Source organism: Sphingopyxis sp. DBS4, from assembly GCF_024628865.1.
In the GTDB taxonomy this organism is placed as follows: domain Bacteria; phylum Pseudomonadota; class Alphaproteobacteria; order Sphingomonadales; family Sphingomonadaceae; genus Sphingopyxis.
The window spans coordinates 900,212-925,123 of record NZ_CP102384.1 but is presented as its reverse complement, the minus strand read 5'-3'; the positions used below and the strand labels follow the sequence as shown (position 1 = coordinate 925,123).

The window sequence follows — 24,912 nt, the reverse complement described above, 5'->3', positions numbered from 1 at the left end:
TTGCTTCGCTTCGCTCGCAATGACGGACTTGGTTGATAGTCGCCCTCGCGACAGTCAGAGCGGCTCGAACGTCACCGTCAGCCCGTCCTTCGGACGCGGGATCGGCAGCATCTGCCATTCGGGCGCGTAGCCGTCGCGCACGACGACCCGATGCGTCGTCACGACATGATGGAAGAAGATTTTCGCCTGCATATAGGCGAAGTGCAGCCCCAGGCACATATGCGCGCCGCCACCGAAGGGAACCCAGGCATATTTATGCCGCTCGCGCGTCGGCTCGGGCGCGAAGCGCATCGGGTCGAATGTCTCGGGGTCGGGCCAATGCTCCTCCATCATGTGCGTGAAAGCGGGGCTCACCCCGACACTGGTGCCGGCGGGGATGCGGTAGCCGCCGAACTCGAAATCCCTGAGCGCGCGGCGCGGGAAGGTCGGCACCGGCGGCACGAGGCGCAGCGATTCCTTGAACGCCCACTCGGTCATTTCCAGCTCGCCGAGGCCGTTGTGCCCGACGCCTTCGCCCGCAGGCGCGACGCTCAGCATCTCCTCGCGCAGCCGGTCCTGCCATTCGGGGTGCTTGGCGAGCTGCCAGACCATCGTCGTGACCGAGCTGGTGATCGTATCGTGCGCCGCCATCATCAGGAAATTCATATGATCGACGATCGCGTCGACCGGCAGATATTCGCCGTCGTCGTCCCTTGCGCGGCAGATCTGGCTGAAGATGTCTTCGCCCGCGCCCTCACGCCGCTCGGGCACCATCTTGCCGAAATAATCGACCAGAAAGGCGCGCCCTTTCGCGCCGCGGCCCATTGCAGTGAACGGCAGCGGGCGGCGCACGACGCCGATCGACGCCTGCACCATATCGACGAAAGCCTTGTTGACCTTGTCGGCCTCCGGCCCCCAGGGAATGCCGAGAAAGCTGGTCGCGGCAAGGTCGAGCGTCAGTTCCTTGATGGCCGGGTAGAATTTGAACGACTTGCCGCTCCACGCGGCGACGCGGTCGCGAATCCCCTCGTTCAGCGAATCGGCGTAATGGCGCATCGGTTCGGGCTTGAAGGCGACCGACAGCACCTTGCGGTCGGCGCGGTGCTTCTCGAAATCCATCAGCATCAGCCCGCGCGGAAAGAGCAGGTTGAGCACCGGCCCCCAGCCCTGTTCGGACGAGAATATCTTGTCGCGGTCAAACATGACGAGTTCATTCGCGTCCGCGCCGTGCAGCGCGACGCTGCGCCCGCCGAAGCTGTTGTTACGATAGACGCGGCCATATTTGGCGACCATCCGCCGCGCGAAGCCCGGATAGTCGCGCAATTGTTCGAGGGTGTTGCCGATCACCGGCAGGCCGTCCTCGCCCGGAATATGATCGAGCAGGCTCTCGGAGCCACGCGGCAGCCAATGCGCCGTGTCTGGCCCGAACCGGCTTTCCGACCATGTCAATTTCGCGGGGGCATTCATGCGCAAGACCTCGTCCATCGTTGCAATGGCAGGAGGCTATCGAACTACTGACATCAATGCAAGTAACGCCTTTTCGGTGCACCGCCTCCATTCACCGCAAATTCAACTCGACTCGCGCAATCTGGCACTCAAGATGACGGGTCGCATCCGTTGACCCTCCAAAGGACAAGACCATGCCTCAGAGTTTCAGGCGCTCTCTCTCCATCGCGCTCGGCGCGCTCGCAACGACGACGCTCGGCGGCTGCTATTATGGCGACGTCTACGGCAGCAGCTATGCCTCGGGCGGCGATTGCGCGTCGCGCTATGGCGCCGATTATTACGACAGCGACGGCTATGCCTATGACGACGGCTATGGCTATGACTGCTACGACGCCGCCGATTACAGCGGCGGCTTCGCGCAGATCGGCTTCGGCGGCGGCTGGTACGACGACTATTATTATCCGGGCTACGGCATGTGGCTCTTCGACAGCTATCACAACCGCTATCCGCTGCGCGGCCAGTATCTGAACTATTGGGGCGGCCGCCGCGCGTGGTGGAAGCATCGCAAGGATCGCCCGAACGGCGGCAACTGGACGCCGAGGCCCGGTCAGGGAGGCCATGACGGCAAGCCCGGCCGCCCCGGCGGCTGGAATCACGGCGATCGCGACGGCCCGCACGGCAGGCCCCCAAACGGCTCCGCACCCGGCACGCCGCCGCCAGCCGCGGTCAGCCCGAACCGCCCCGACCGCGGCCCCGGCGCAGCGAGGCCTCATCGGCCGGCGCCGGATGGCAATGCCCGCCCGCCCCGCAACTGGTCACCCACCGCGGGTGGTCCTCCGCGCCGCCCACAAGCCACAGCGCCCACTCCCCAGCCGGCGGCGGCGACGCCTCCCGCGGCACGGCCTTCGGCAGCGCGCCCGGCGGCGCCCGTCGCTCGCCCGGCGACGCCGCCGCGCCAAGCGCCTGCCGAGCGGCCGCGGCCTCGTTTCGAGCGCCCCAAGGCGTCAGACAAGCGCTGACGGTCAGCTATCGGCGGGCGGCTTACGCTCGTCGGTCACCATATCCTCGGCCAGTTCGAGCCCGCGCGCGCCGCGATGCGCGGTGTGCGCGGGCGCGTGCGGGCGCTCGGCATCGACGGGCTCCTCGACCTCCAACATCCCTTCCCACTTGGTGATGACGCTGGTCGCGACCGCGTTACCGACGACGTTGGTCGCGGTGCGGCCCATGTCGAGGAAATGGTCGATGGCAAAGACGAGCGCGACGCCCTCGACCGGCAGGTCGAACATCGCCAGCGTCGCGGTGATGACGACCAGGCTGGCGCGCGGCACCGCCGCGATACCCTTCGACGACACCATCAGTGTCAGCAGAATCAGGATCTGCGTCGTGATCGACAGTTCGATGTCATAGGCCTGCGCGATGAAGATCGTCGCGAAGCTGGCATACATCATCGACCCGTCGAGATTGAAGCTGTACCCCAAGGGCAGCACGAAGCCCGAAATGCGGCGCGGCACGCCGAAACGATCGAGCTGCTCGAACAGCTTGGGCATCGCCGCCTCCGACGACGCGGTCGAGAAAGCGATCAGCAGCGGCTCACGGACATAGCGGATGAGCGAGAAGATGCGCGTGCGCAGAAAGATCGCCCCGGCGCCGAGGAGCAGAGTCCAGAGCAGCAGCAACGCGATGTAGAATTCGGTCAGAAGCTCGGCATAGGTGCCGAGGATGGCGAGCCCATATTGCGCGACGACCTTTGCCAGCGCGCCGAACACCGCGAGCGGCGCAAGAAGCATCACATAGCCGGTGATCTGAAGCATCAGTTCGGCCAGCGCCTCGGCGCCGCGCACCAGCGGCTTCCCCTTCTCCCCGATCGCGGTCAGGCCGACGCCTGCAAACAGCGCGAAGACGAGAATCTGGAGGACGTTGTTCTCCGCCATCGCCTGGACGACGTTTTTCGGGAAGATATGCTCGATGAATTCGAACAGGTCGAGCTTCTTGACCTCCCCGACCTCGGCGGTCGAATGCGCCCCGACCGCCAGATGGAGCCCGGCGCCGGGTTCGAGCAGATTGACCATGACGAGGCCGAGGCTGATCGAGACCAGGCTGGCGAGAATGAACCAGGCGAGCGCACGGGTGCCGATGCGGCCCAGCGCCGAACTGTCGCCCATATGCGCGATACCCGCGATGAGCGTGCCGAGGATCAGCGGCGCGACGAGCATCTTGATCAGATTGAGGAAAATGGTGGCGAGCGTGCCGAAGCCGCGTAGCCAATATTCATAGGCCTGGCTGTCGGCGGGCACGAAGCTTCGCACCGCGAATCCGACGACGATGCCCAAAACCATGCCGATCAAGATGAAAACCGTAAGGCGACGCGCCATCCAATACTCCCCTGTCCCGCCGGTGGCGGTTGCTATCGGGCGGGGGTAACAGGCTGGCTGGCCGCGGGCAATCTCAGGTCAGGAAAAACACGATCGCGAGGCAGGTCGATACGCCGGTGATAATATTCAGCGGCACGCCGATCCTGACGAAATCGACGAAGCGATAATCGCCGGCGGCATAGACGATCGTGTTGGTCTGATAGCCGATCGGCGTCGCGAAACAGGCCGACGCACCGATCATCAGTGCTATCACCAGCGGCCGCGGGTCGACGCCGAGTTCGGCCGCGATCGCGAGCGTCACCGGGGTCATCAGCGCCGCGACCGCATTGTTGCTGAGCAGCTCGGAGAGGAGCAGCGCAAAGAAATAGATGCCGAAGACGAGCACCCAGGGGGGCGCACTGGCGAGCGACGGCTCGACCCAGCCGACCATCATCGCGACCGCGCCGCTGTTTTCGAGCGCGACGCCGACCGCGAGCATCGCGAAGATCAGGATCAGCACGTCGCCATCGATCGTTCCCCACGCCTCGTCGCTGTCGATGCAGCGAGTGACGAGAATAACGCCGATGGCGATGATCGCGGCGACGCCGATCGGCATCACGTCGAGCGCCGCGAGGCTGACGACCCCCGCCATGCACAGGATCGCAATCCACGCCTTGCCACGCCGAAAGGCCCGCGTCTTGGCGAGGTCGGCACCGATCAGGCCGGGATTGTCGCGCAGCGCCTCGACCTCGCGCGGGCCGCCTGTGACCAGCAACCGGTCGGCGGGGCGGATGCGAACGCTCGCGAGGTCGGGACCGGCTTCGTGCAGCGGCCGGTCGAGACCGATGATGCGCGCGCGAATCTTTTGCAGAAATGGAATGTCGGCAAGCCGCTGCCCGATCGATGGGTGAGTGGGAGCGATCATCGTTTCGACGACCATATCGCTCGCGGACGGCTCGCCGTTGCCGATCCCCAGCAGGAAGCGCCCCTGTTCCCGCCAGGTCACCAGCGTCGCGCCATCGACCCGGACGATCAGCCGGTCGCCGGCGGCAAGCGTCCAGTGATCGAGTTCGGCGCCGTGGATGACGGCCGAAGCGCGGCGCACGCCGACGACGCGGCCCGATCGCGGCAGATCGCGAAACGCCTCGACCGTCATGCCGACCAGATCATCATCGTCGCCGAGTACCAGTTCGGTCAGATATTGATGCGTATCGTGCGTCCCGGCGGCGCCCGCGATCGGCTTGTCCGAGGGCAGCAACCACCACATCAGCCCGAGCGCGATCATCCCCGACGCGGCGGTGACGAGGCCGATCGGGGTGATCTCGAAAATGCCGAAGCGCGGCATTCCGGCCTGGCGGACGATGCCGTCAACGACAAGGTTGGTCGACGTGCCGATGAGCGTCAACGTGCCGCCGAGCACCGCCGCGATCGACAGCGGCATCAACAGCTTTTTCGCGCTGACCCCAGTCACTTCGGCCAGTTTCATCATGATCGGCAGCAGCACGACGACGACCGGCGTGTTGTTGAGAAACGCCGAGGCGGCGAGCGCGCCGAGCAGCACCTCGATGATGGCGAGGCGTGGATGTTTTTCGGCTCGCGCCATGATCGCGTCGGCAACGCGCTGGATCACCCCGGTGCGGATCAGCGCGCCCGACAGCACGAACATCGCGCCGATGACGATCGGCGCCGAGTTGGAAAACACCGAATAGGCCGCCTCGGCATCGAGGATGCCGAGCGCGAGATAAGTGCAGGCGCCGAGGATCGCGATCACCGTCGCGGGAAGACGTTCCATCAGAAAGCCGACGAACATCGCCGCCAGTATTGCCAGGGACAGGACCGCTTGATGCGCTTCGATGAAAGATCGCAGCGCCTCGATCATGTCAGCCACACTGGGCGCGGTGGAGCAGCTTGTGGTCGGCGAGGACGAGCGCCATCATCGCTTCGACCACCGGCGCGCCGCGGATGCCGACACACGGGTCGTGGCGGCCCTTGGTGACGATGTCGGCCGCCTCGCCCGCCCGGTTGATCGTCGGCACCGGGGTAAGGATCGAGCTCGTCGGCTTGAAGGCGACGCGGACGACCACCGGCTGCCCGGTCGAAATGCCGCCCGCGATGCCGCCGGCATTGTTCGACAGGAAATCGGGGTGGTTGCTGCCGTCGCTGGCAGGACGCATCGCGTCGGCATTTTCCTCTCCGCGCAGGCGCGCAGCATGAAAGCCCGCGCCGATCTCGACTCCCTTGACCGCGTTGATCCCCATCATCGCCGCAGCAAGGTCGGCATCGAGCTTGGCATAGACCGGCGCGCCCCAGCCCGCGGGTACGCCGCTCGCGGCGCATTCGACGACCGCGCCCAGCGAACTGCCTGCCTTGCGCGCGGCGTCCATCAGCGCTTCCCAGCGCTGCGCCGCGGCGGGATCGGGACAGAAAAAGGGATTGCGGTCGATTTCCTCGAGGTCGAAATTTTCGAGATCGATCGCATCGCCGCCGATCTCCGACACCCAGGCATGGATCTGCACCTCGGGGATCACCAGCCGCGCGACGCCGCCCGCGGCGACGCGCGCCGCCGTCTCGCGCGCGCTCGACCGGCCGCCACCGCGATAGTCGCGAATGCCGTATTTGGCGTCATAGGCATAATCAGCGTGGCCGGGGCGATAGGCCTGCGCGATGTCGCCATAATCCTTCGATCGCTGGTCGACATTCTCGATCATCAGGCTGATCGGGGTGCCCGTGGTCTTGCCCTCGAACACCCCCGACAGAATACGCACCTGGTCGGGTTCCTGCCGCTGCGTCGTGTGGCGCGACTGACCGGGGCGGCGTTTGTCGAGCCAGGGCTGGAGATCCCCCTCCGCCAACGACAGCCGCGGCGGACAGCCATCGACCACGGCACCGAGCGCCGGCCCATGGCTCTCTCCCCAGGTCGTGAACCGAAACACGCGTCCGAAGCTGTTGAAACTCATTGCCTTACCCCAACCGGCCGAATGCGGGCGCATAGTCCGCGCGCCCGCCTAGCGGCCAAGGCGAGCCCGAGTCCAGCATCATCGCCATGAAATGCGGCCCCGCAAAGGGCGATGCGAAGCGCGTGGCCAGATCGGGCGAATAGCCGAAGCGCGGATAATAAGCTTCATCGCCGAGAACGAAGCTCATCGCCGCGCCCTGCTCGCGCAGCGCGTCGAGTCCCGCGCGGATCAGCTTACCACCAACCCCCTGTCCTTGCTGCGCCGGCGAAACCGACACGGGGGCGAGGCCCGCTGCCGAAACCGGCGCACTATCGGCCTCGACGTCCATGCGACTGAACAGCACGTGCCCGACGATAACGCCATCCGCTTCGGCGACGAGCGAAACCAGCCCATCGCCATCGGCCTCCAGCACCCGCACCAGATCGGCTTCGCCCTGATGGCCGAAGCCGGTTCCGGCGAAGGCGGCGCGAACGACCGCATCGATGGCATCGGCATCCGCCGCTGTCGCGGCACGGATGACGAAGCCGTCAGGCAAGCGCGATGTCCGGCGCGTCTTCCTGCTTCATCCCGACGGTGTGATAGCCTGCGTCGACATGATGCGTTTCGCCGGTGACGCCCGACGCAAGGTCGCTGAGCAGATAGAGCGCCGAACCGCCGACATCGTCGATCGTGACGTTGCGGCGCAGCGGGGCATTATGCTCGTTCCACTTGAGGATCAGGCGGAAATCGCCGATGCCGCTTGCGGCCAGCGTCTTGATCGGCCCGGCCGAGATGGCGTTCACGCGCACTCCCTGCGGACCGTAATCGTTGGCGAGATATTTGACGCTGGTTTCCAGCGCCGACTTGGCGACGCCCATGACATTATAGTGCGGGATCACCTTCTCGGCGCCGTAATAGCTCAATGTCAGCAGCGATCCGCCGCCCGCGCCGGTTTCGGGGTCGAAGGGCGTCATCATCGCCGCGGCGCGCTTGGCGACCGCGGTGAAGCTGTAGACGCTGATGTTCATCGTCATCAGAAAGTCGTCGAGGGTCACGTCGGCATAATGGCCGCGCAGCGCCTCCTTGTTGGTATAGCCGATCGCATGAACGACGAAATCGATCGTCGGCCAACGCGCCGCGAGGGTCGCGAACGCGGCATCGAGATTGTCCATGTCGGCAACGTCGCAATCGATCAGAAAATCGCAGCCGAGCTGATCGGCAAGCGGCTTCACCCGCTTTTCCATCACCTCGCCCTGATAGCTGATCGCGAGTTCGGCGCCGTGCGCGTGAAGCGCCTTGGCGATTCCCCAGGCGAGGGACTTGTCGTTCGCAAGGCCCATGATCAGCCCGCGCTTGCCCTTCATCAGACCCGTCATTCCGTTTCTCCGGCCTTTTTCTCTTCGACAATGATGTCGTCCACGCGCCCAATAGCGTCGTGTCCCAAATCCTCAACCTCGACGAGTGCGGCGTTGAGTTCGGCACCGATCACCATACCCAATCCGACGAGATAGAAAAAGAACAGCGCGACCATCACCCCGGCGAGGCTGCCGTAGGTCGCGTCATAGCTCATCAGGCTGGCGAGCAGCGGCGGCAGCGCGAGCGTGACCGCGACCCACCACAAAGTCGTGAACAACGCCCCCGGCCATTTGGGGCATTTGAGGCGGCGGTATTTCGACGGAGTGAGCGAATAAAAGAGCATGTAGATGGCGAGGAACAGCCCCGCCGCCGACACGATGCGCGACAGCGCGACCGTTCCCGCCGCCTGATAGGCGGACGGCAGCACGCGCGTCACGAATTGCTCGATACCGACGATCAGCACCTGCATGCTGAACGACAGGATCATCAGCACGACCGCGCCGGTGATGATGCCGATCGACAGCAGGCGATAGTGGAAGAATCCGCGCGAGAAATGGGTGCCATAGGCGCGGCGCAATATATCGCGCATCGTCTCGATGAAGCTGCCGACCGTCCACAGCGCGACGATCGCGCCGAGCCACAGGAAAATGCCGGTGCGCGCGCCCATCACCTCGCGAATCGGCCCCGCCAGCGCTTTGGCGACGGTCGGCGGCATGACCGAGAACACCGCCTCGATCGCCGCCTCGCCCCCCGCGCTGCCGCCGAGCAGGCTGACGACGGCGGCGACGAGGATGAAGAAGGGGAACAGCGCGATCAGCGCGAGATAGGCGAGATTGCCCGCATGGATGAAGCCGTCGGTGTAGGTGCCGACGAGCACCCGGCGCATCACCCGGAAGACGCGCGTTCCCGGCCCCAGCGTCTCGCGGCCGCGCTCGATGACGCCTTGCGCCCGCGCGCGCAATTTGACGCGCTTGGCGCGCTCGGCCCGCGCTTCGGGCGAATGCGGCGAATGGCCTTCGGCCAGGAAGAGCTGATCGACCTCGGCGGCGACTTCGCGTTCGAGCGCGGCCGCCACTTTTTTCTCGCTCGGTTCAGCCACGCATCACACGCCGAGGTCCGCCCGCACGGCGCGGCCGTCGGTCCAGCCCTCGACCAGCCTGGCAAGCTCGGCATCCTCCTTGGGGATATCGACCATCAGCCGCACGAGTTGGTCGCCGCGACCGCCGCCCTTGCGGCTGAACCCCTTGCCCTTGAGCCGCATCACCTTGCCCGAGGTCGAGCCGGCGGGAATCGACAGCATCACCGGGCCGTCGACCGTGGGCACCTTGATCTTCGCCCCCTTGACCGCCTCGTTCAGCGTGATCGGCAGGTCGAGCCGGATGTTGTCGCCGTCGCGCTCATAAAAGGGATGTTCTCCGACGCTGATCGTGACGATGCCGTCGCCGTTGCCGCCCGGTCCCGCCTGTCCCTTGCCCGCGAGGCGCATCTGGGTGCCGGTCTCGACTCCGGCGGGGAGCTTGAGGTCGATCGTCTTGCCGTCGGCGAGCGTGATCCGCTGCATCGCCTGCGTCGCCGCGTCGACGAAGGACACCGACAGGCGATAGGCGACATTCGCACCTTTTGAGGGCGGCGGCGCATGGCGGCCGCCGCCGAAGCCGAACGGACCGCCGCCACCGCCGCCGCGTCCGCCGAACAGCCCCTCGAAAATATCGCCGAAATCGGCGCCGTCGCCGCCGAAGCCGCCCTGCGGATGCCCGCGCGGGTCGCCGCGAAAACCGCCGCCCCCGCCGCCGAAGCCGAAGGGCATGGCAGGATTGCCGTCGGCGTCGATCTCGCCGCGGTCGAATTGCGCGCGCTTCGTCTTGTCGGACAGCAGGTCATAGGCCTTGGTGACGTCGGAGAATTTCTCCGCCGCGTTCGGCTTGTCCTTGTTGCGGTCGGGATGCAGTTCCTTGGCGAGCTTGCGGTACGCGGACTTGATCTCCGCTTCGCTCGCGCTTTTCGCGACGCCGAGGGTGGAATAGGGATCTGCCATCTGTCTTCTGTAGCCCGATAAGTGTCTGGCCGTGAAGGCCTGATGAGCGCGCGATGTGGTGCGGGTATTCGAGACGGTCAAGTCTACTTCCCTCTTCACACCGGACTTGGTCCGGGGTGACGAACTAAAGAAAACATGTCTTTCGCTCGACCATCCGCATGTCACATATTATGACCGCGCGCATGACGACCGATCCCTTTCCCCTGTTCGACGCCTGGCTCGCCGAAGCGCGCGCGAGCGAACCCAATGACGGCAATGCGATGGCACTCGCGACCGCGACGCCCGACGGCCGCCCCTCGGTCCGCATGGTGCTGCTGAAGGGGCATGGCCCGGACGGCTTCATCTTCTATACCAATCTCGACAGCCGCAAGGGCAGCGAACTCGCCGCGAACCCGCAGGTCGCCCTGCTCTTTCACTGGAAGTCGCTGCGCCGCCAGATCCGTATCGAGGGGCCGGTCGCGCCGGTCGAGGACAGCGTCGCCGACGCCTATTTCGCGACGCGCAGCCGCGACAGCCAGCTCGGCGCCTGGGCGAGCGACCAGTCGCGCCCGCTGGACGACCGTGCGACCTTCGAAGCGCGCTTCGCCGAAATGCAGGCGCGCTTCGCGGGACAGGACGTGCCGCGCCCGCCGCGCTGGTCAGGCTGGCGCGTCACGCCCGAGCGGATCGAGTTCTGGCAGGACCGCGAACATCGCCTGCACGAGCGCAACCTGTATGTGCGCGACGGCGACGGCTGGACGAAAGGGCTTCTCTATCCATGACCGCGCTCCACTCCTTTCCGGTCACCCGCGTCGACGCCTTCGCCGACCGGCCGTTCACCGGCAATCCGGCGGCGGTAATGCCGCTCGATGAATGGCTGAGCGACGAGGTGCTGCAGGCGATGGCGGCGGAGAATAATCTCGCCGAAACCGCCTTCCTCGTCCCCGACGAGAGCGGCGAGGCCGATTATGAGCTGCGCTGGTTCACCCCGGCGATCGAGGTCGCGCTTTGCGGCCACGCGACGCTGGCGAGCGGGCATGTGCTGCTCTCGGCCGCTCAATGGCGGAACGAGATGCGCTTCCGCACCCGCAAGGCCGGCATATTGCAGGTCGCACGGAACGGCGACGATGAAGGCTATCGCATGGAACTGCCCGCCTATCGCGCCAGCGCCAAACCGCTGCCCGACATCACGCGCGCGATGGGCGGCGACGTCGTCGAGACGCTGTGGCACGACGGCGGCTATGCGCTGATCGTCTATCACAGCGCCGAGGAGGTGCGCGCGCTGACACCCGATCTCGCTGCGCTGTCCGAGGGCGACATTCTTTATATCGCGACCGCGCCCGGTGGGGGCGATCCGTCGGGCGCCGACATCGTCAGCCGCGCCTTCGCCCCCGGCGCCGGCATCCCCGAAGACCCGGTCACCGGATCGGCACACAGCGTGCTGACGCCCTATTGGACCACCCGCCTCGGCCGCGACGCCTTCGCCGCTTATCAGGCCAGCGCGCGCGGCGGGCATGTGGGGTGTCGGCTGATCGGCGACAGGGTCGAACTGACGGGGCGCTGCGTGACGACGCTGGTGGGGGAATTTCTGCTGTAGCGTGTAAGGGCGAAGGTCGCGTTCTCGATCTTCGTCATTCCCGCGAAAGCGGGAACCCAGTGTGGGGTCAGCCGACGCACGCCCTGGGTTCCCGCTTTCGCGGGAATGACGAAGCTATAAGACGCAAATGTCGCGACGGCCCCAATGGGCGCCCTCAAAGCGCCGCCGTCAAATCCGCCAGATGCCGCCTGAGCGCCGAAAACTGATCGTCCTTCGTGATCCCCAGCCGCACGATCGTCACCCGCTGCGACGGCGAGACGATGATATATTGCCCCTGATGCCCGATGCAGGCGAAAAGGTCGTTCGGACCGCGGTCGGGCCATAGCGCGACATCGGCGCCCTGCGGACGGCGGCGGTTGAGCCAGATATGGCCGCCATAACCCGGATCGTCCTCCGACGGGGTCAGCATGAAGCGCATCCACGTCTCGGGCAGCAGGCGCTGACCGCCCGTGACGCCATGGTTGCGCAGGAACTCGCCGAACTTCGCATAGTCGCGCGCGGTCGCGTGCATGATCGAGCCGCCGATCATCGTGCCCTTGGCATCGAACTCGGGGGTCAGGCTGGTCATGCCGAGCGGTTCGACCAGCCGCCCCTGGATGAAGTCGCGCACGGCGTCGCGCCGCGCCTCGGGATTTTGCGAGGGGGTCAGCGTGTCCGCCAGGATATCGGCGAGGATGACGCTGGTCGCCGAGCTGTAGTTGAATATCTCGCCGGGCTTCGCGGCCGCGGGCTTGGCTTCGGCAAAAGCAGCCATATCGCCCGCGCCGCCGCCGAACAGCATCTCGACCGTATCCCCCTTCCACACCGGGTCGCCCGTCTCGACATGCTCGAGCCCCGAGGCCATGTGCAGCAGGTGGCGCAGCGTGATCGCACCGCGCGGATCGCCGGTCCGCTGCCACGCCGCGATCGGTGCCGGGGCATCGAGCGACAATTGCCCGTCGGCGACGAGGAAGCCGACGAGCACCACGGTGATGCTTTTCGCCATCGACCAGCTGATCAGCTTCGAGTTGCGGTCGAACCCCTGACCATAGCGTTCGTAGACCGGATCGCCGTCGCGCAGCACGAGCAGCGCGCGCGTCTCACCTACATCGTCGGCGTCGGCAAACAGCGCGTCGGCCTTGGCCCGGATCGTCGGATCGAGCGCGGGAAGCGCGGGCGAAGCGTCGACCGGCCGGGCCTCACCGATCGGGGTACCGGATTGCCCTGCCGCCCCGGCAAGCGACCAGCCGCCGAGCAGCAACAGCGCGGCACTTGCCAGCATGGCTTTTTTCGTGATCATGGCGATCCCGTGAGTAACACCAACCCACCCGAAACGGCAACGGTCGACCAGCGGCCCGGCGAGACGCCGCCGCCAGAGGTGCCGCCACACCTGCGCGGTGGCAAGCGGCGCGATGGCAAACAGAGTGGCTGTATGCCGTGGGCCCTTGGTTTCGCGGTCCTGTTCGCAATGTTCCTCGTGTGGAAGCTTCCCTCGTTCAAGGCGCAGGCCGAACTTGGGTCGGCCTATGCCGCACGGGTCGGCTGCTCGTGCCGCTATGTCGAGGGGCGCAGCCTCGAAAGCTGCCAGACCGACTTCGAGCCCGGCATGGAAATGGTATCGCTGAGCGAGGATGCGGCGACCAGGACCATCACCGGTAGCGTGCCGCTGCTCGCATCGCGCAGCGCCCGCTATGCCGGGGCGAGCGGCTGCCTGATCAATCCCGCGAACTGAGGCGCGCGGCCGTCAGGGCGAGCGCGGCGGGCACGCCGAAGACGAACAGCCAGACGACCATCTCCTCGCCCCAGCCATAGCCCGCCGACAGCACGCCGACGAACAGAGTGCCCAGCGAGACAATGAGCCACAGAAACAGAAAGGCCCACGTCGCCCGCGCCTTGTCGCGGACGAGAAGGCGCAGCACGATCAGCAGCGCGAGGCCTGCGATCAACATGATGACGCTATGCGGCATGGGCTGGTCCCCCTTCCAACGGTCTATTTGCTCCGGTCGAAGCGTTCGATCCACGGCGCCCAGCGCTGCCAGCCGCCGTGATAGCTGCCCCACTCCCAGACGGCGGTGAAGACGAGCGCCGCGAAGGTCGCGAGGCCGAGCGCGATCGGCTGCCAATGGCCGAACCACGCCGCGGCGCCCGCGGCGAGCAGCAGGGCGCTGCCGATCATGTGCGAAAAGGGCGGCAGGCGGCGATCGTTCGTCGCCTTCTTGAACCCCATGTTGCCGATCAGGAACAGCAGCGGCCCGCCGACCGAAACCGCGAGCAGGCCGGGCTCGATATGCCCCTGCGGGTGCATCAGCAGCATTTCGTCGGCAACCGCCGAGACGACGAGCCCCGCGACGATCGCGATGTGCCAATAGGTATAGGCGTTGCGCGCGATCAGCCCCGCCTGGTCGCTCGCCTCGATCCGCTCGCTGCCGCGCTTCGCGCCGCTGTCGAAATAAAGCCACCAGAGCGCCGCCGACCCGAGGAAGCAGATCGCGAAAGTGAACCAGTGGAGCCGGTCCTGCGGCAGTTCGGCAAAGGTCGCGCCGGTGATCAGCACCCCCTCGCCCAGCGCGATGATGATGAACAGCGCGCAGCGCTCGGCCATGTGCGCCCCCGAAATGTCCCAGTCGCCCGCCTGCGAGCGCCCGAGGATCGGGGTCGGATAGAAAAGCGCCGGCCCCGAATAATCGATCAGCAGCGCCGCGCCCCAAAACAGCAACCGCTGTTCGGGCGCAGCACATGCCCCGGCGACCCACAGCGGCAGCGACAGCAGCAGCCAGAAAGTGATCCGCAGGAAACTGCGCGCCCGTGCGGGATGGACGCCCCAGCTGACCCAGACCATGTAGAGCGAGCGGCCGATCTGCATCGAACAATAGGCCGCGGCGAACAGCCAGCCGTTCTTGCCGAAAGCGCCGGGGATCGAACTCGACAGCACGAGCCCGCCGAGCATCAGCACGATCAGCATCAGCCGGACATTCGCGCGTTCGGGGTCGAGCCAGTTCGCGACCCAGGTGGTGTAGATCCACACCCACCAGACCGCGAACAGCAGCAGCAGCGTCTGCAGCGCCCCCAGCCACCCCAGATGGTGGAGCAATGTATGCGACAATTGGGTAATCGCGAAGACGAAGACGAGGTCGAAGAAAAGCTCGATATTGGTGACCGGCGCATGGCCGTGACCGCCGTGATCGCGGAACAGTTTCGCCTTAGCCGTCACAATCGACTCTCCCCCTCGCAAAATCGCGCCATTCCCCTGGGGACATAGCAAGCTTGCGGCGAAAGGCAGCACAGAGATGCGCATGGCTCGAAAAGCCGGTGGCAAAGGCGATCTCGGCGACCGACAGCGGCCGGTTGGCAAGGAACCAGCAGGCGCGCCGCAAGCGCTGGTGCAGCACATATTGCGCCGGTGTCCGCCCCGTCACGCGCGCGAAATTGCTGATCAGGCTGTTGACCGACATGCCCGCCTCCGCCGCCATCTCCTCGACCGGGATCGGCATTTCGAGCTGAGTCTGGATCGACGCCATCAGGTCGTCGATGCGCCGGGCGATCGCGGCGGGAACAGGCCTTGCGATGCGGCGAGCGAAGGTTTCGGCGAGCAGCACCGGCAACGCGTCGGCTGCCGCCCGCTTTCCCTCGGCTATCTCGCGGACGAGGCCGGCAAGCATCCGGTCCTGATAGGCTGCGATCGGGTGCGCGCCGGGTGGAACCGACAGCATATCAGCCGGTATTTCGACCTCGACGATCCGCACCCCGCCCCCTTTGGCCGCGGCGCGATAGATATGGCCCGCGGGCACAAACCACATCTCGCCCGGCAGCGGGTCGCCGAGCGAAGTGCGATGCCCGTCGAGCCAGGTTTCGAGCCAGTGATAGCCTCCCGCCTCATGCAGAATGAGCAGATGGGCATCGCGCTCGATAGTCCAATCGGAAGGGCCGTCGATCCGGTCGACCGTCGTGACCGCGCTGAGCCTGCCGACTTTCATGGGCACGAATATGCCAGAGGCGGGAGAATCTGAAAGCCTGCAACTAGGACCAAACTTATGGTTAACTCGCGCCCGGGCTACGCGGGCGCATGATTTTGACCAATTGCGGCAACCCCGCAGAACCGACCCCTCCCGGCAGGCGGCGGCACCCCTGCCGCCTGCCAACTTTTTCTTCCTATTTCAGCCGTTTGTTTTGAAGCGGCTTCAGCCGCCGGCGAGGAAATCATCCATCGCCGCGTTGACCGCGTCGGGCTTTTCCCACGGCACGAAATGGCCGCAACCGGGCACCTTCACGATCGTCGATTGCGGCACCAGTTCGTCCATCCCATCAAGGTTGCACGCGGGCAGGGCGACGTCGTCGAGCGCCCAGATCACCAGCGTCGGGATCGTCAGCTTCGGAAAGGGCGCGGCGGGCGGCGCAGCATAGGGTTCGTCCATCGCGGGGACCACCGCGGGCGAAGCGCGATACCAGTTGATCATCGCGCGGCAGGTGTCGCGATCCTCCCAGTCTTTCAGCAGCCGGGCGATTTCATCGGGCGGCTGGATGCCGCCGCTCGGGACGCGCCCGGCAAAGGCGTGCGCGAGAATGCCGGCAATGCCATGCTCCGCGATGATCGCGTCGCTTGCCGGGTCGCGGAAGGTGCGGATATATTGGCTCGCCGCGCGCTGCTCTTCATTGGTGAGGAGCAAGCGCTGGAAGATAGCGGGATGCGGTGCGTTGGCGATCACCGCGCGGGTGACCCGACCCGACCATACGGGATGCAGCCCGCCCGGCTGGCCGCCCAGCGCGACACCCCACGCGATCGCCCCGCCCCAGTCGTGCCCGACGATCGTGAACTCCCCAACATCCAGCGCATCGGCGAGCGCGAAGATGTCGGCGATCAGCTTGTCGGGCGTATAGGCATCGACCTCCTGCGGCTTCGACGAGCCGCGATAGCCGCGCTGATCGGGCGCGATGCAGCGATAGCGGTCCGAAAAATGCGGCAACTGAAACCGCCAGGTGCGATGCGATTCGGGAAAGCCGTGGAGGAAGATCAGCACCGGCGCATCGCGCGGCCCCACGTCGACGACGTCGAGCTCGACTCCGGTCGCCAGCTTCACCCGCACCTGCTCGAAATCGCCGCTCATGCATCGCTCCCTTGGTTTCGTTTCGAAACTGTCTGACGGAGCGCGGGGTTACTGACAAGGGGGCAACGATCCCGGCTCCTCCACTTTTGGGGTGGGAAGCGGACATCCCCCATCTTCGTCATTCCCGCGAAAGCGGGAACCCAGTGTGGGGTCAGCCGACACGCGCTCTGGGTTCCCGCTTTCGCGGGAATGACAAAATCATGAAACGCAGAATGTCGCTTTTAAGCTCAAGGATAGGTCGGCGTCTTCGGCATCCCGGGCAGCGGAATGAACTCTTCCGTATCGCCCGGCACCAGCGGGAATTTGCGGTCCCTCCAGTCGTGCTTGGCCTCGTTGATCCGGTCGCGCGAGGAGCTGACGAAATTCCACCACAGGTGGCGCGGCGTGCTGAACGCCTCGCCGCCGAGCAGCATCACCCGCGCGTCGGTCGCGGCGCGCAGCGTCATCGCTTCGCCGGGCTTGAGGATATAAAGGCTGTAGCGTTCGAGCGCCTCGCCATCGAGGCTCGCATCGCCCATCGCGACGACCACCGCGCGCTCGTCGGCTTCGGCCTCAATCGGCAGGCTGGCGCCCGCGTTCATCACGATGTCGGCATAGATCGTCGCGCTGTGCTGCGTCGTCGGGGCGGCCACCCCCCACAGGCTGCCCATGATCACCCGCGCCGAGACCGCTCCATCCTCGACCAGCGGCAGGTCTTCGGCCGCGACATGCTCGAACGCCGGGTCGATCTCTTCCTTGCCGTCGGGCAGCGCCAGCCAGGTCTGCATGCCGGAGATCGGCGAACCGGTGGCGCGTTCGGCCTGCGGCGTGCGCTCCGAATGAACGATACCGCGCCCCGCGGTCATCAGGTTGCACGCGCCCGGCCGGATCGTCGCATAGGTGCCCAGGCTGTCGCGATGGTCGATTGCCCCTTCGAACAAATAGGTCAGCGTCGACAGGTTGATATGCGGGTGCGGCCGCACGTCCATCCCCTGTCCGATGTCGAAATGCGCGGGGCCGAACTGGTCGACGAAGATGAAGGGGCCGACCATCGTCCGCTCCTTGTCGGGCAGCGTCCGCCGCACATCGAAGGCGCCGATATCGTGGGTAGAGGGCGTGATGACGGTGAACATCAGCGAATCCTTTCGAGTTTCCGGCGCGTCCTTTCGGTTTCGACATTGCCCGTGTTGCGCGTCGAATTAGGTTCGAGCAGCAGGACATGGCATTCGCCGTCCAGCGCCTCGGGACAATGTTCGATGCCGTGGGGGACGATGATGAACTCTCCCGGTCCGACGATCACGTCGCGGTCGCGAAACGCCATCTTCATCCGTCCCGCGACGACAAGGAATAATTCGTCTTCTATATCATGGTGATGCCAGTCGAACTTGCCGTCGATCTTCACCAGCTTGACCTGGAAATCATTGATGTCGCCGGCGACACGCGGGTTCCAGTGATCATCGAAGGTCGCGAAGGCGTCGGCGATATTGACCTTGTCGATCGTCATGGCGCTGGTGCCCGCAATATCTTCTCCATCGCCTTCCCCTTGGCGAGTTCGTCGATCAGCTTGTCGAGATAGCGGATCTCGCGCATCAGCGGCTCGGCGATATCCTCGACGCGCACGCCGCAGACGACGCCCTTGATCTCGGCCCGCGCCGCGTTCATCGCAGGAGCCGCGGCGAAGAAACCGGTAAAATCGGTGCCGGCCGCGAGCTCTGCGTCGAGTTGCGCCTGGCTGTAGCCAGTCAGCCAGTGGATGATTTCATCGACCTCGGCCTTCGTCCGCCCCTTGCGCTCCGCTTTCGCAACCAGCAGGGGATAGACCTTCGCAAAGCTCATCCGATAGATGCGATGCTCCGCCATGCCGCGTCCTATTCTCCCGGCGCCGTCGCCTTGATCGCCAGCGCATGGACGCGGTTCCCCGGCAGGTCGCCGAGCGCCTTGTTCACCGCGCGCTGACGCGCGACGCGATTCTGCCCCGCAAAGCCCGCCCAGGTGATGCTCAGGCTGAAATGCGATTCGCCCGAACCGTCGTCCCCGGCATGTCCGTGATGCTGGGCGCTATCGTTGCTGAGAATGAAATCGGCATCGGGAAAAGCCGCGCTCAGCCGCTCCTCCATCTCGTGTTGCACTGGACCTTTTTGCGTCATGCCCCCATGTTGGGACCGGACGATCCACATGACAAGCCCCCGCTCCCCCCGATTCCATGGCCGCGTTCCGCGCGAAGCCCCCTGTGCCGTTGCCGGTTGCCGCGAGCCCGGCGAGTTTCGCGCGCCCGCGACCCAGCAGCGCTCGCCCGACGGCCCGCCCCCCTATCGCTATCTGTGCCTCGACCATGTCCGCGAGTTCAACGCGGGCTATAATTTCTTCGAGGGGATGAGCGCCGACCAGATCATGGCGGCGCAGTCGCCGACCGCCGGCTGGGAAACCGAAAGCCGCGCCTTTCGTCCCGCGGGCAGCGCCGATCTGCCGCCGCGCTGGGCCGATTTCAAGGATCCGATGGACGCACTCGGCGCGCGTTTCCGCCAGCGAATGTACGAGGCGCGCCGCGAAGCCGCCGATCCGCGTTTCAACCGCGAGGAGCATCGCGCGCTGGGGCTGATGGGCCTCTCGCCCGAGGCCGACCGCGCCGCGCTGCGTCGCCGCTACAGCGAACTCGTGCGCAAATATCACCCCGACCGCAACGGCGGCGACCGCAGTTTCGAGACGCGGCTCGGCGAAGTGGTCGCGGCCTACCAGTTGCTGAGAAAGACGAAGGCGTTCGCATAGGAGAAGCGCGATGAGCGACCTCGACGAAAGGCGTATCGAAACCGTCCGCCGCCACATGGCGCTGGAGATCACGCACGATTGGGACGGCGTCCTCGCGACCTTCGAGCATCCGCGCTACGAACTGCTCGGTCCCGGCACCATCTTCGACGGCGAAGCGGCCGTGCGCTCCTATTTCGCCGCCTCGCGCGAGCCTTTTCCCGATCAGGCGAACGAGGTGATCGCGATCGCCGCCGACGCGGCGACCGACACGGTTCTCGTCGAATTCTGGCTGACCGGCACCCATCTCGGCCCGCTGCGGCTCGGCCTCCGCACGATCGAGCCGACCGGCAAGGCCTTTCGCGTCCGCATGGCGGCAAGCTTCGAATTCGCGCCCGGCAGCGACAAGATCGTCTGCGAACGCCCCTATTACGACCAGTCGGCGGTGATGAAGGCGCTCGAGATCTTCTGAATAAGCCGTTGCAAGCCGCAACCCATGGCGATACCGCGACGGCGAAGCGCCGCAGCGCGGCGACTCTCCCTGATCTATCGCTGGACAAGAAACATGACCGACATCCCGAACAGCCTCCCCGACCATCACGGTTCGACGCTTCTTGCGGCCCCGGATATCGAGGTCGACGCGCGCGAGGTGTTCGGCGTCGATATCGACATGAAGGTGCCGGCGTTCAGCGAGGCCGACGAGCGAGTCCCCGACCTCGACCCCGCCTATGTCTTCGACGGCGACACGACGCTCGCGATCCTCGCCGGGTTCAAGTTCAACCGCCGCGTCATGGTGCAGGGCTATCACGGCACCGGCAAGTCGACCCACATCGAGCAGGTCGCCGCCCGCCTCAAATGGCCGTGCATCCGCGTCAACCTCGACGCGCATATCAGCCGCATCGATCTCGTCGGTCGCGACGCGATCGTGCTGCGCGACGGCCAGCAGGTTACCGAGTTCCGCGAGGGCCTGCTCCCCTGGGCGCTGCAGACCCCGACCGCGCTCGTCTTCGACGAATATGACGCGGGGCGCCCCGACGTGATGTTCGTGATTCAGCGCGTGCTGGAGGCGGAGGGCAAGCTGACCCTGCTCGACCAGAACCGGGTCATCCGCCCGAACCCGCATTTCCGCCTCTTCTCGACCGCGAACACCGTCGGGCTCGGCGACACGAGCGGGCTCTATCACGGCACGCAGCAGATCAACCAGGGCCAGATGGACCGCTGGAACATCGTTGTCACGCTGAACTATCTGCCCGCCGCGACCGAAAGCGCGATCATCCTCGCCAAGGTTCCCGGCACCGACGACGCGACCGTCGCCAATATGGTGAAGGTCGCCGACCTGACACGCCAGGGCTTCATCAACGGCGACATCTCGACCGTGATGAGCCCACGCACGGTGATCAGCTGGGCGCAGAACGCCGCGATCTTCCACAATATCGGCTTCGCCTTCCGCCTGTCGTTCCTCAACAAGTGCGACGAAGCCGAACGGATGATCGTCGCCGAATATTATCAGCGCGTGTTCGGCGAGGATCTGCCCGAGGGCGTGATCGGCAAGTGATGCGAATGCCACCCCACCCCCTCCCCCTCGATGGGGGAGGCGGCGAGACTTGGCAGCTTGCCGCCTAGTCGCAGCGGAGGGGGTGACGTCGCGTGACAATGCAACGCTGGATAGCCTCGACCCTTCCTGCCCTTCTGCTGACGGGCTGCATCTCGCCCGTCGATTACGGCGATGTCCGCCACGCCGCCTATGTCGCCGACCCGCGCTGCACCACGGCGGCGGGAGTGCCGGTCGATGCAGCGGCGCTGCCGCTCTTCTTCGTCACCAGCCGGCTGCCCGATTGCCGCACCGAGGCGGTCACGCTCACCAACCATCGCGGCGACACGATACGCTACGGCCGCTTCGCCGCACCGGGCGAGAGCACCATCGGCGGCAAGAAAAAATTCCGCACGCCGATGGCGTTCCAGGACGAGGGCGACTGGTGGCAGGCGCTGCAGGCCGAGACCGACCGCAAGCAGGGCCGCGTGCTCCTCTATGTCCACGGCTATCGCGAGACGTTCGAGACGACCTCGAAGGATGCTGCGCAGATCGCGCGCATGACCGGCTTCGACGGGCCGGTAATCGAATATAGCTGGCCGTCGCAGGGCGAAGTACTGAAATATGCGGTCGACGAAACCAATATGTATCATGACGTGCGCTATTTCGGAGATTTTCTGCGCACCCTCGCCGATCGGCCTTGGGTCAAGGAGATCGTCGTCGTGTCGCACTCGCTCGGCGCGCGGCTGGTGATCCCCGCGATCGCGACCGCCGATCGGCTGTCGCGCCGCGCCGGACGCGCGACGAACATCTCCAACATCATCCTCGCCTCGCCCGACATCGACCGCGAGACCTTCGAGCGCGACATCGCGGGCGACGTGCTGGCGCCCGAGCGCGTCGAGCGCGGGCGGCATATGACGATCTATGTCTCGCTGCGCGACAAGGCGCTCGCCGCCTCGCGCGCGCTGCACGGCTATCCGCGGCTCGGTTCGCCCTATTGCTTCGATCCGTTCGAGGCTGCCGACCTTCGCGCCAAGGGCCTGCCCGAGCGCTGCTATGTGCGCGCAGTGCCGGGCGTGACCGTGATCGACACGACCGACGTCTCGCGCGGATCGACCGGGCATAGCAATTTCCTGCGCAGCGCGGTCGCCTGCCGCGACTTCGTCGACGTGATCGCCGGCAAGCCCGCGCGGCCCGAGCGCGTCGCGACGCCTTGGGCCTATATCTTCCGCCTGATCCCCGATCCGGCCGACCCCAAGCCCGACGACAATGCGATCTGCCATCGCACCGCGGGCGACGAGGAGGATTGAGCGTGGCGCCCCTTCCTTCCGTCCCAAAAGCTGGTTAGAGCCGACTCGTCATGGCCTCCCAATCTCCCCTCGACGATCTGAAAACCGCGCTGTCGAGCGTCGCGCGCGCGGTCACCCGCGATGCGGAGGTCGAGGTCGGCTTCACCGCCGACGCCCCCGCGCAGATCGGCAAGGCGATCAAGGTGCCGACCCCGTCGCGCACGCTGCCGCGCGATCAGGTCGCCGAGGCACGCGGCTTCGCCGACAGCTATGCGCTGCGCATGAAGCATCACAGCGACAAGCTGCACAACGCGGCGCGCCCCGCCGAACCGCTCGCCGCCGCGGCGTTCGATGCGATGGAACGCGCGCGGGTCGAGGCGCTCGGCGCGCGCAACATGGTGGGGATGCGCGCCAACCTGTCGGCCAGCCTCGCGATGCGGATGCGGTCGGACCCGATCGCCCGTGCGCAGACCAAGGACGACGTGCCGATATCGAGCGCGCTCGAACTGATGCTGCGCGAGGCGCTGACCGGCGAGCAGGCGCCGCAGGGGACCGAGACCGGCCTGTCGCTGGTGCGCGAATGGATCACCAAGGATGCGGGCGGCGACCTGACCGCGCTTGCAATGCTTATCGACGATCAGGCCGCCTTCGCCGAAACCGCGAAACTCGCGCTCCGCCACCTCGACCTCATTCAGGGCGACGAGCCGGTCGAGCAAGGCTCAGAAGACAGCGGCGAAGAGGATGAGTCCGAGGCCGAGGACAGCCAGGAGGAACAGGAAAGCGAGGACGGCGGCGCCGGCGAAAGCCAGGTCGACGCGCGCGCCGAAATGGCGGGCGACCAGGCCGACGACGGCGAATCCGACCCCGACGCGCAGGAGATGGAGGCCGACGGCGAGCCCGAGATGGGCGGCGAAGGCGACGAGGGGATGCTCCCCGTCCGTCCCAACCGCCTGCCGACCGACGTCCCCGATTTCAATTACATCCGCTTCACCGAAAAGCACGACGAGATCGTCGCCGCGACCGAGCTTTGCGACGCCGACGAGCTGACGCGGCTGCGCGCCTATCTCGACCAGCAGATGACGCATCTGCAGGGCGCGGTGACCAAGCTCGCCAACCGCCTCCAGCGCCGCCTGATGGCGCAGCAGAACCGCGCGTGGGATTTCGATCAGGAGGAAGGCCAGCTCGACGCCGCCCGCCTCGCCCGCGTCGTCGTCTCGCCCGGCCAGTCGCTGTCCTACAAGATTGAACGCGACACCGATTTCCGCGACACCGTCGTCACCTTGCTGCTCGACAATAGTGGATCGATGCGCGGGCGGCCGATCAGCATCGCCGCGATCAGCGCCGACATCCTCGCGCGCACGCTCGAACGCTGCGGGGTGAAGACCGAAATCCTCGGCTTCACCACCCGCACCTGGAAGGGCGGGCAGAGCCGCGAGGACTGGCTCGCCGCCGGGCGCCCGCCACACCCCGGCCGCCTCAACGATCTCCGCCACATCATCTACAAGCCCGCCGACGAACCCTATCGCCGCGCGCGCAAGTCGCTCGGCCTGATGATGCGCGAGGGACTGCTCAAGGAAAATATCGACGGCGAAGCCTTGATGTGGGCCCACCACCGCATCATCAACCGGCCCGAGGAGCGCCGCATCCTGATGGTGATCAGCGACGGCGCCCCGGTCGACGACAGCACGCTGTCGGTCAATCACGGCGCCTATCTCGACCAGCATCTCCGCCAGGTGATCGAATGGATCGAGAACCGCTCGCCGGTCGAGCTTTGCGCGATCGGCATCGGCCACGACGTGACCCGCTATTACAGCCGCGCGGTGACGATCATGGACGCCGAACAATTGGGCGGAACGATGGTCGAGCAGCTGGCGGGGCTGTTCGATATCGATTGAGGCGCGATTATTTGCCTTCCTCTGGGCATGAAGGGTTCAAGCAATGTCGCTCCAAGGAAGTTGCCTGTGCCGTGCGGTCCGATATGAAATCGATGAACTGTCGAGCCCCATCGGATTTTGTCACTGCCACACATGCAGAAAGGCCCACGCAGCGGCAGCGGCCCCGACCGCTCGGGTCCGTCGCGAGAATTTTCGTTGGCTGATCGGCGACGAGATTGTGAAAGGCTATGAATCTTCACCGGGCAAGGTGAGGTATTTCTGCGGCCGGTGCGGGTCACACCTCGTTGCTATGCGTACCGGGCAAGACGAATATATACTGCGCGTCGCCACTCTCGATGCCGACCCCGTGCTTCGGCCCGTGATTCATATCTGGACATCGCACGATGTTCCTTGGCTGGCAGACGACGACCTGCCCATGGTTCCGGAAGGCCTCGCCTAACGATCGCCCGCTTTTTCCGCGCTGTCGTGTGAATCCCCTTTTCTCTGCGGCCTCTGCGCGAATCTTATCCGATGCAGCGGTAACGAAGCCGTCCCCGCTGCGACTAGCGAGCAAGCTCGCAAGTCTCGCTGCCCCTCCCGCTTGCGGGAGAGGAATAAGATGACTGCGCTCGCAATGACGAGGTTCAGAGGAATGGTTTACGCCCTCACCAAGCCCCGCGTGACAACCCCCTCCCCCCTCGTTACAAATCCTTCCCGGCACAGCAGGGACTCGCGAC

Annotated in this window: 27 protein-coding genes; 10 read left to right on the top strand and 17 right to left on the bottom strand. The window is 65.9% G+C overall.

The genetic code is table 11. The features are described 5' to 3' along the window. Positions 1-54: 54 nt before the first annotated feature. On the bottom strand, positions 55-1,446 hold the full coding sequence (locus NP825_RS04205) for a cytochrome P450 (protein WP_257551295.1): 1,392 nt from the start codon (positions 1,444-1,446) through the stop codon (positions 55-57). 173 nt (positions 1,447-1,619) lie between these two features. Between NP825_RS04205 and NP825_RS04200 the strand changes: the two genes are divergently transcribed. Then, complete coding sequence (locus tag NP825_RS04200; RefSeq protein WP_257548704.1) at positions 1,620-2,444, top strand: hypothetical protein; 825 nt, start codon at positions 1,620-1,622, stop codon at positions 2,442-2,444. Between the two features lie 3 nt (positions 2,445-2,447). On the opposite strand, the gene NP825_RS04195 is transcribed toward NP825_RS04200, so the two are convergent. From NP825_RS04195 to NP825_RS04165, 7 genes are all read right to left on the bottom strand, one after another. Then, positions 2,448-3,797 (bottom strand): dicarboxylate/amino acid:cation symporter, encoded by a 1,350-nt coding sequence (locus tag NP825_RS04195; protein WP_257548703.1) that lies wholly within the window; start codon positions 3,795-3,797, stop codon positions 2,448-2,450. A gap of 73 nt (positions 3,798-3,870) precedes the next feature. After that, on the bottom strand, positions 3,871-5,655 hold the full coding sequence (locus NP825_RS04190) for an SLC13 family permease (RefSeq protein ID WP_257551286.1): 1,785 nt from the start codon (positions 5,653-5,655) through the stop codon (positions 3,871-3,873). A gap of 1 nt (position 5,656) precedes the next feature. Further along, positions 5,657-6,733, bottom strand: a complete 1,077-nt coding sequence (gene aroC, locus NP825_RS04185; RefSeq protein ID WP_257548702.1) for a chorismate synthase — start codon at positions 6,731-6,733, stop codon at positions 5,657-5,659. A gap of 4 nt (positions 6,734-6,737) precedes the next feature. Then, positions 6,738-7,268: a GNAT family N-acetyltransferase gene (locus NP825_RS04180; RefSeq protein WP_257548701.1), complete on the bottom strand. Its 531-nt coding sequence runs from the start codon at positions 7,266-7,268 to the stop codon at positions 6,738-6,740. Beyond that, positions 7,261-8,088, bottom strand: coding sequence for an enoyl-ACP reductase FabI (gene fabI, locus NP825_RS04175; RefSeq protein ID WP_257548700.1), 828 nt, complete (start codon positions 8,086-8,088; stop codon positions 7,261-7,263). The genes NP825_RS04180 and fabI overlap by 8 nt, the downstream gene beginning before the upstream one ends. Beyond that, a complete protein-coding gene (locus tag NP825_RS04170; protein ID WP_257548698.1) occupies positions 8,085-9,167 on the bottom strand; it encodes a YihY/virulence factor BrkB family protein in 1,083 nt (360 codons plus the stop codon). The genes fabI and NP825_RS04170 overlap by 4 nt, the downstream gene beginning before the upstream one ends. A gap of 3 nt (positions 9,168-9,170) precedes the next feature. Further along, positions 9,171-10,103 carry a DnaJ C-terminal domain-containing protein gene (locus NP825_RS04165; protein WP_257548696.1) on the bottom strand — a complete coding sequence of 311 codons (933 nt, stop codon included), beginning with the start codon at positions 10,101-10,103 and terminating at the stop codon, positions 9,171-9,173. Positions 10,104-10,285: 182 nt separating this feature from the next. Between NP825_RS04165 and pdxH the strand changes: the two genes are divergently transcribed. Then, entirely contained in the window at positions 10,286-10,864 is a 579-nt protein-coding gene (gene pdxH, locus NP825_RS04160) for a pyridoxamine 5'-phosphate oxidase (protein WP_257548694.1), read from the top strand. After that, positions 10,861-11,679 (top strand): PhzF family phenazine biosynthesis protein, encoded by an 819-nt coding sequence (locus NP825_RS04155; protein ID WP_257548691.1) that lies wholly within the window; start codon positions 10,861-10,863, stop codon positions 11,677-11,679. The genes pdxH and NP825_RS04155 overlap by 4 nt, the downstream gene beginning before the upstream one ends. Positions 11,680-11,833: 154 nt before the next feature. Here the strand turns inward: NP825_RS04155 and NP825_RS04150 are convergent, their stop codons facing one another. Next, positions 11,834-12,958, bottom strand: coding sequence for a serine hydrolase (locus NP825_RS04150; protein ID WP_257548690.1), 1,125 nt, complete (start codon positions 12,956-12,958; stop codon positions 11,834-11,836). 9 nt (positions 12,959-12,967) lie between these two features. Between NP825_RS04150 and NP825_RS04145 the strand changes: the two genes are divergently transcribed. Beyond that, complete coding sequence (locus tag NP825_RS04145) at positions 12,968-13,390, top strand: hypothetical protein (RefSeq protein ID WP_257548688.1); 423 nt, start codon at positions 12,968-12,970, stop codon at positions 13,388-13,390. Here the strand turns inward: NP825_RS04145 and NP825_RS04140 are convergent. The 8 genes from NP825_RS04140 to NP825_RS04105 all read right to left on the bottom strand — a co-directional run bounded on the left by NP825_RS04140 (position 13,374) and on the right by NP825_RS04105 (position 18,886). After that, positions 13,374-13,625, bottom strand: coding sequence for a hypothetical protein (locus tag NP825_RS04140; protein ID WP_257548686.1), 252 nt, complete (start codon positions 13,623-13,625; stop codon positions 13,374-13,376). The two genes, NP825_RS04145 and NP825_RS04140, sit on opposite strands and share 17 nt — an antisense overlap. Positions 13,626-13,648: 23 nt before the next feature. Beyond that, the gene (locus NP825_RS04135; RefSeq protein WP_257548684.1) at positions 13,649-14,869 is read right to left on the bottom strand and encodes a low temperature requirement protein A; all 1,221 of its coding nucleotides are present in this window, start codon (positions 14,867-14,869) and stop codon (positions 13,649-13,651) included. After that, positions 14,859-15,632, bottom strand: coding sequence for a helix-turn-helix domain-containing protein (locus NP825_RS04130; protein ID WP_257548682.1), 774 nt, complete (start codon positions 15,630-15,632; stop codon positions 14,859-14,861). The genes NP825_RS04135 and NP825_RS04130 overlap by 11 nt, the downstream gene beginning before the upstream one ends. A gap of 204 nt (positions 15,633-15,836) precedes the next feature. Next, the gene (locus NP825_RS04125) at positions 15,837-16,760 is read right to left on the bottom strand and encodes an alpha/beta fold hydrolase (RefSeq protein WP_257548680.1); all 924 of its coding nucleotides are present in this window, start codon (positions 16,758-16,760) and stop codon (positions 15,837-15,839) included. Positions 16,761-16,987: 227 nt separating this feature from the next. Further along, positions 16,988-17,872 carry a pirin family protein gene (locus tag NP825_RS04120; protein WP_257548678.1) on the bottom strand — a complete coding sequence of 295 codons (885 nt, stop codon included), beginning with the start codon at positions 17,870-17,872 and terminating at the stop codon, positions 16,988-16,990. Beyond that, a complete protein-coding gene (locus NP825_RS04115; RefSeq protein WP_257548676.1) occupies positions 17,872-18,243 on the bottom strand; it encodes a cupin domain-containing protein in 372 nt (123 codons plus the stop codon). The genes NP825_RS04120 and NP825_RS04115 overlap by 1 nt, the downstream gene beginning before the upstream one ends. After that, positions 18,240-18,599 (bottom strand): DUF2200 domain-containing protein, encoded by a 360-nt coding sequence (locus tag NP825_RS04110; RefSeq protein ID WP_257548674.1) that lies wholly within the window; start codon positions 18,597-18,599, stop codon positions 18,240-18,242. Before NP825_RS04110 ends, NP825_RS04115 begins: the two co-directional genes overlap by 4 nt. Positions 18,600-18,607: 8 nt before the next feature. After that, positions 18,608-18,886, bottom strand: a complete 279-nt coding sequence (locus NP825_RS04105; RefSeq protein ID WP_257548672.1) for a BolA family transcriptional regulator — start codon at positions 18,884-18,886, stop codon at positions 18,608-18,610. Positions 18,887-18,914: 28 nt separating this feature from the next. Between NP825_RS04105 and NP825_RS04100 the strand changes: the two genes are divergently transcribed. The 6 genes from NP825_RS04100 to NP825_RS23620 all read left to right on the top strand — a co-directional run bounded on the left by NP825_RS04100 (position 18,915) and on the right by NP825_RS23620 (position 24,635). Beyond that, positions 18,915-19,505 carry a J domain-containing protein gene (locus tag NP825_RS04100; RefSeq protein ID WP_257548670.1) on the top strand — a complete coding sequence of 197 codons (591 nt, stop codon included), beginning with the start codon at positions 18,915-18,917 and terminating at the stop codon, positions 19,503-19,505. Between the two features lie 10 nt (positions 19,506-19,515). After that, on the top strand, positions 19,516-19,953 hold the full coding sequence (locus NP825_RS04095; RefSeq protein WP_257548668.1) for a nuclear transport factor 2 family protein: 438 nt from the start codon (positions 19,516-19,518) through the stop codon (positions 19,951-19,953). 93 nt (positions 19,954-20,046) lie between these two features. Then, complete coding sequence (cobS, locus tag NP825_RS04090) at positions 20,047-21,036, top strand: cobaltochelatase subunit CobS (protein WP_257548666.1); 990 nt, start codon at positions 20,047-20,049, stop codon at positions 21,034-21,036. Between the two features lie 98 nt (positions 21,037-21,134). Continuing rightward, positions 21,135-22,322 (top strand): alpha/beta hydrolase, encoded by a 1,188-nt coding sequence (locus NP825_RS04085; protein ID WP_257551284.1) that lies wholly within the window; start codon positions 21,135-21,137, stop codon positions 22,320-22,322. A gap of 50 nt (positions 22,323-22,372) precedes the next feature. Then, positions 22,373-24,196, top strand: coding sequence for a cobaltochelatase subunit CobT (cobT, locus tag NP825_RS04080; protein WP_257548664.1), 1,824 nt, complete (start codon positions 22,373-22,375; stop codon positions 24,194-24,196). Positions 24,197-24,239: 43 nt separating this feature from the next. Then, positions 24,240-24,635 (top strand): GFA family protein, encoded by a 396-nt coding sequence (locus NP825_RS23620; RefSeq protein WP_374046524.1) that lies wholly within the window; start codon positions 24,240-24,242, stop codon positions 24,633-24,635. The last annotated feature ends 277 nt before the right edge of the window (positions 24,636-24,912 follow it).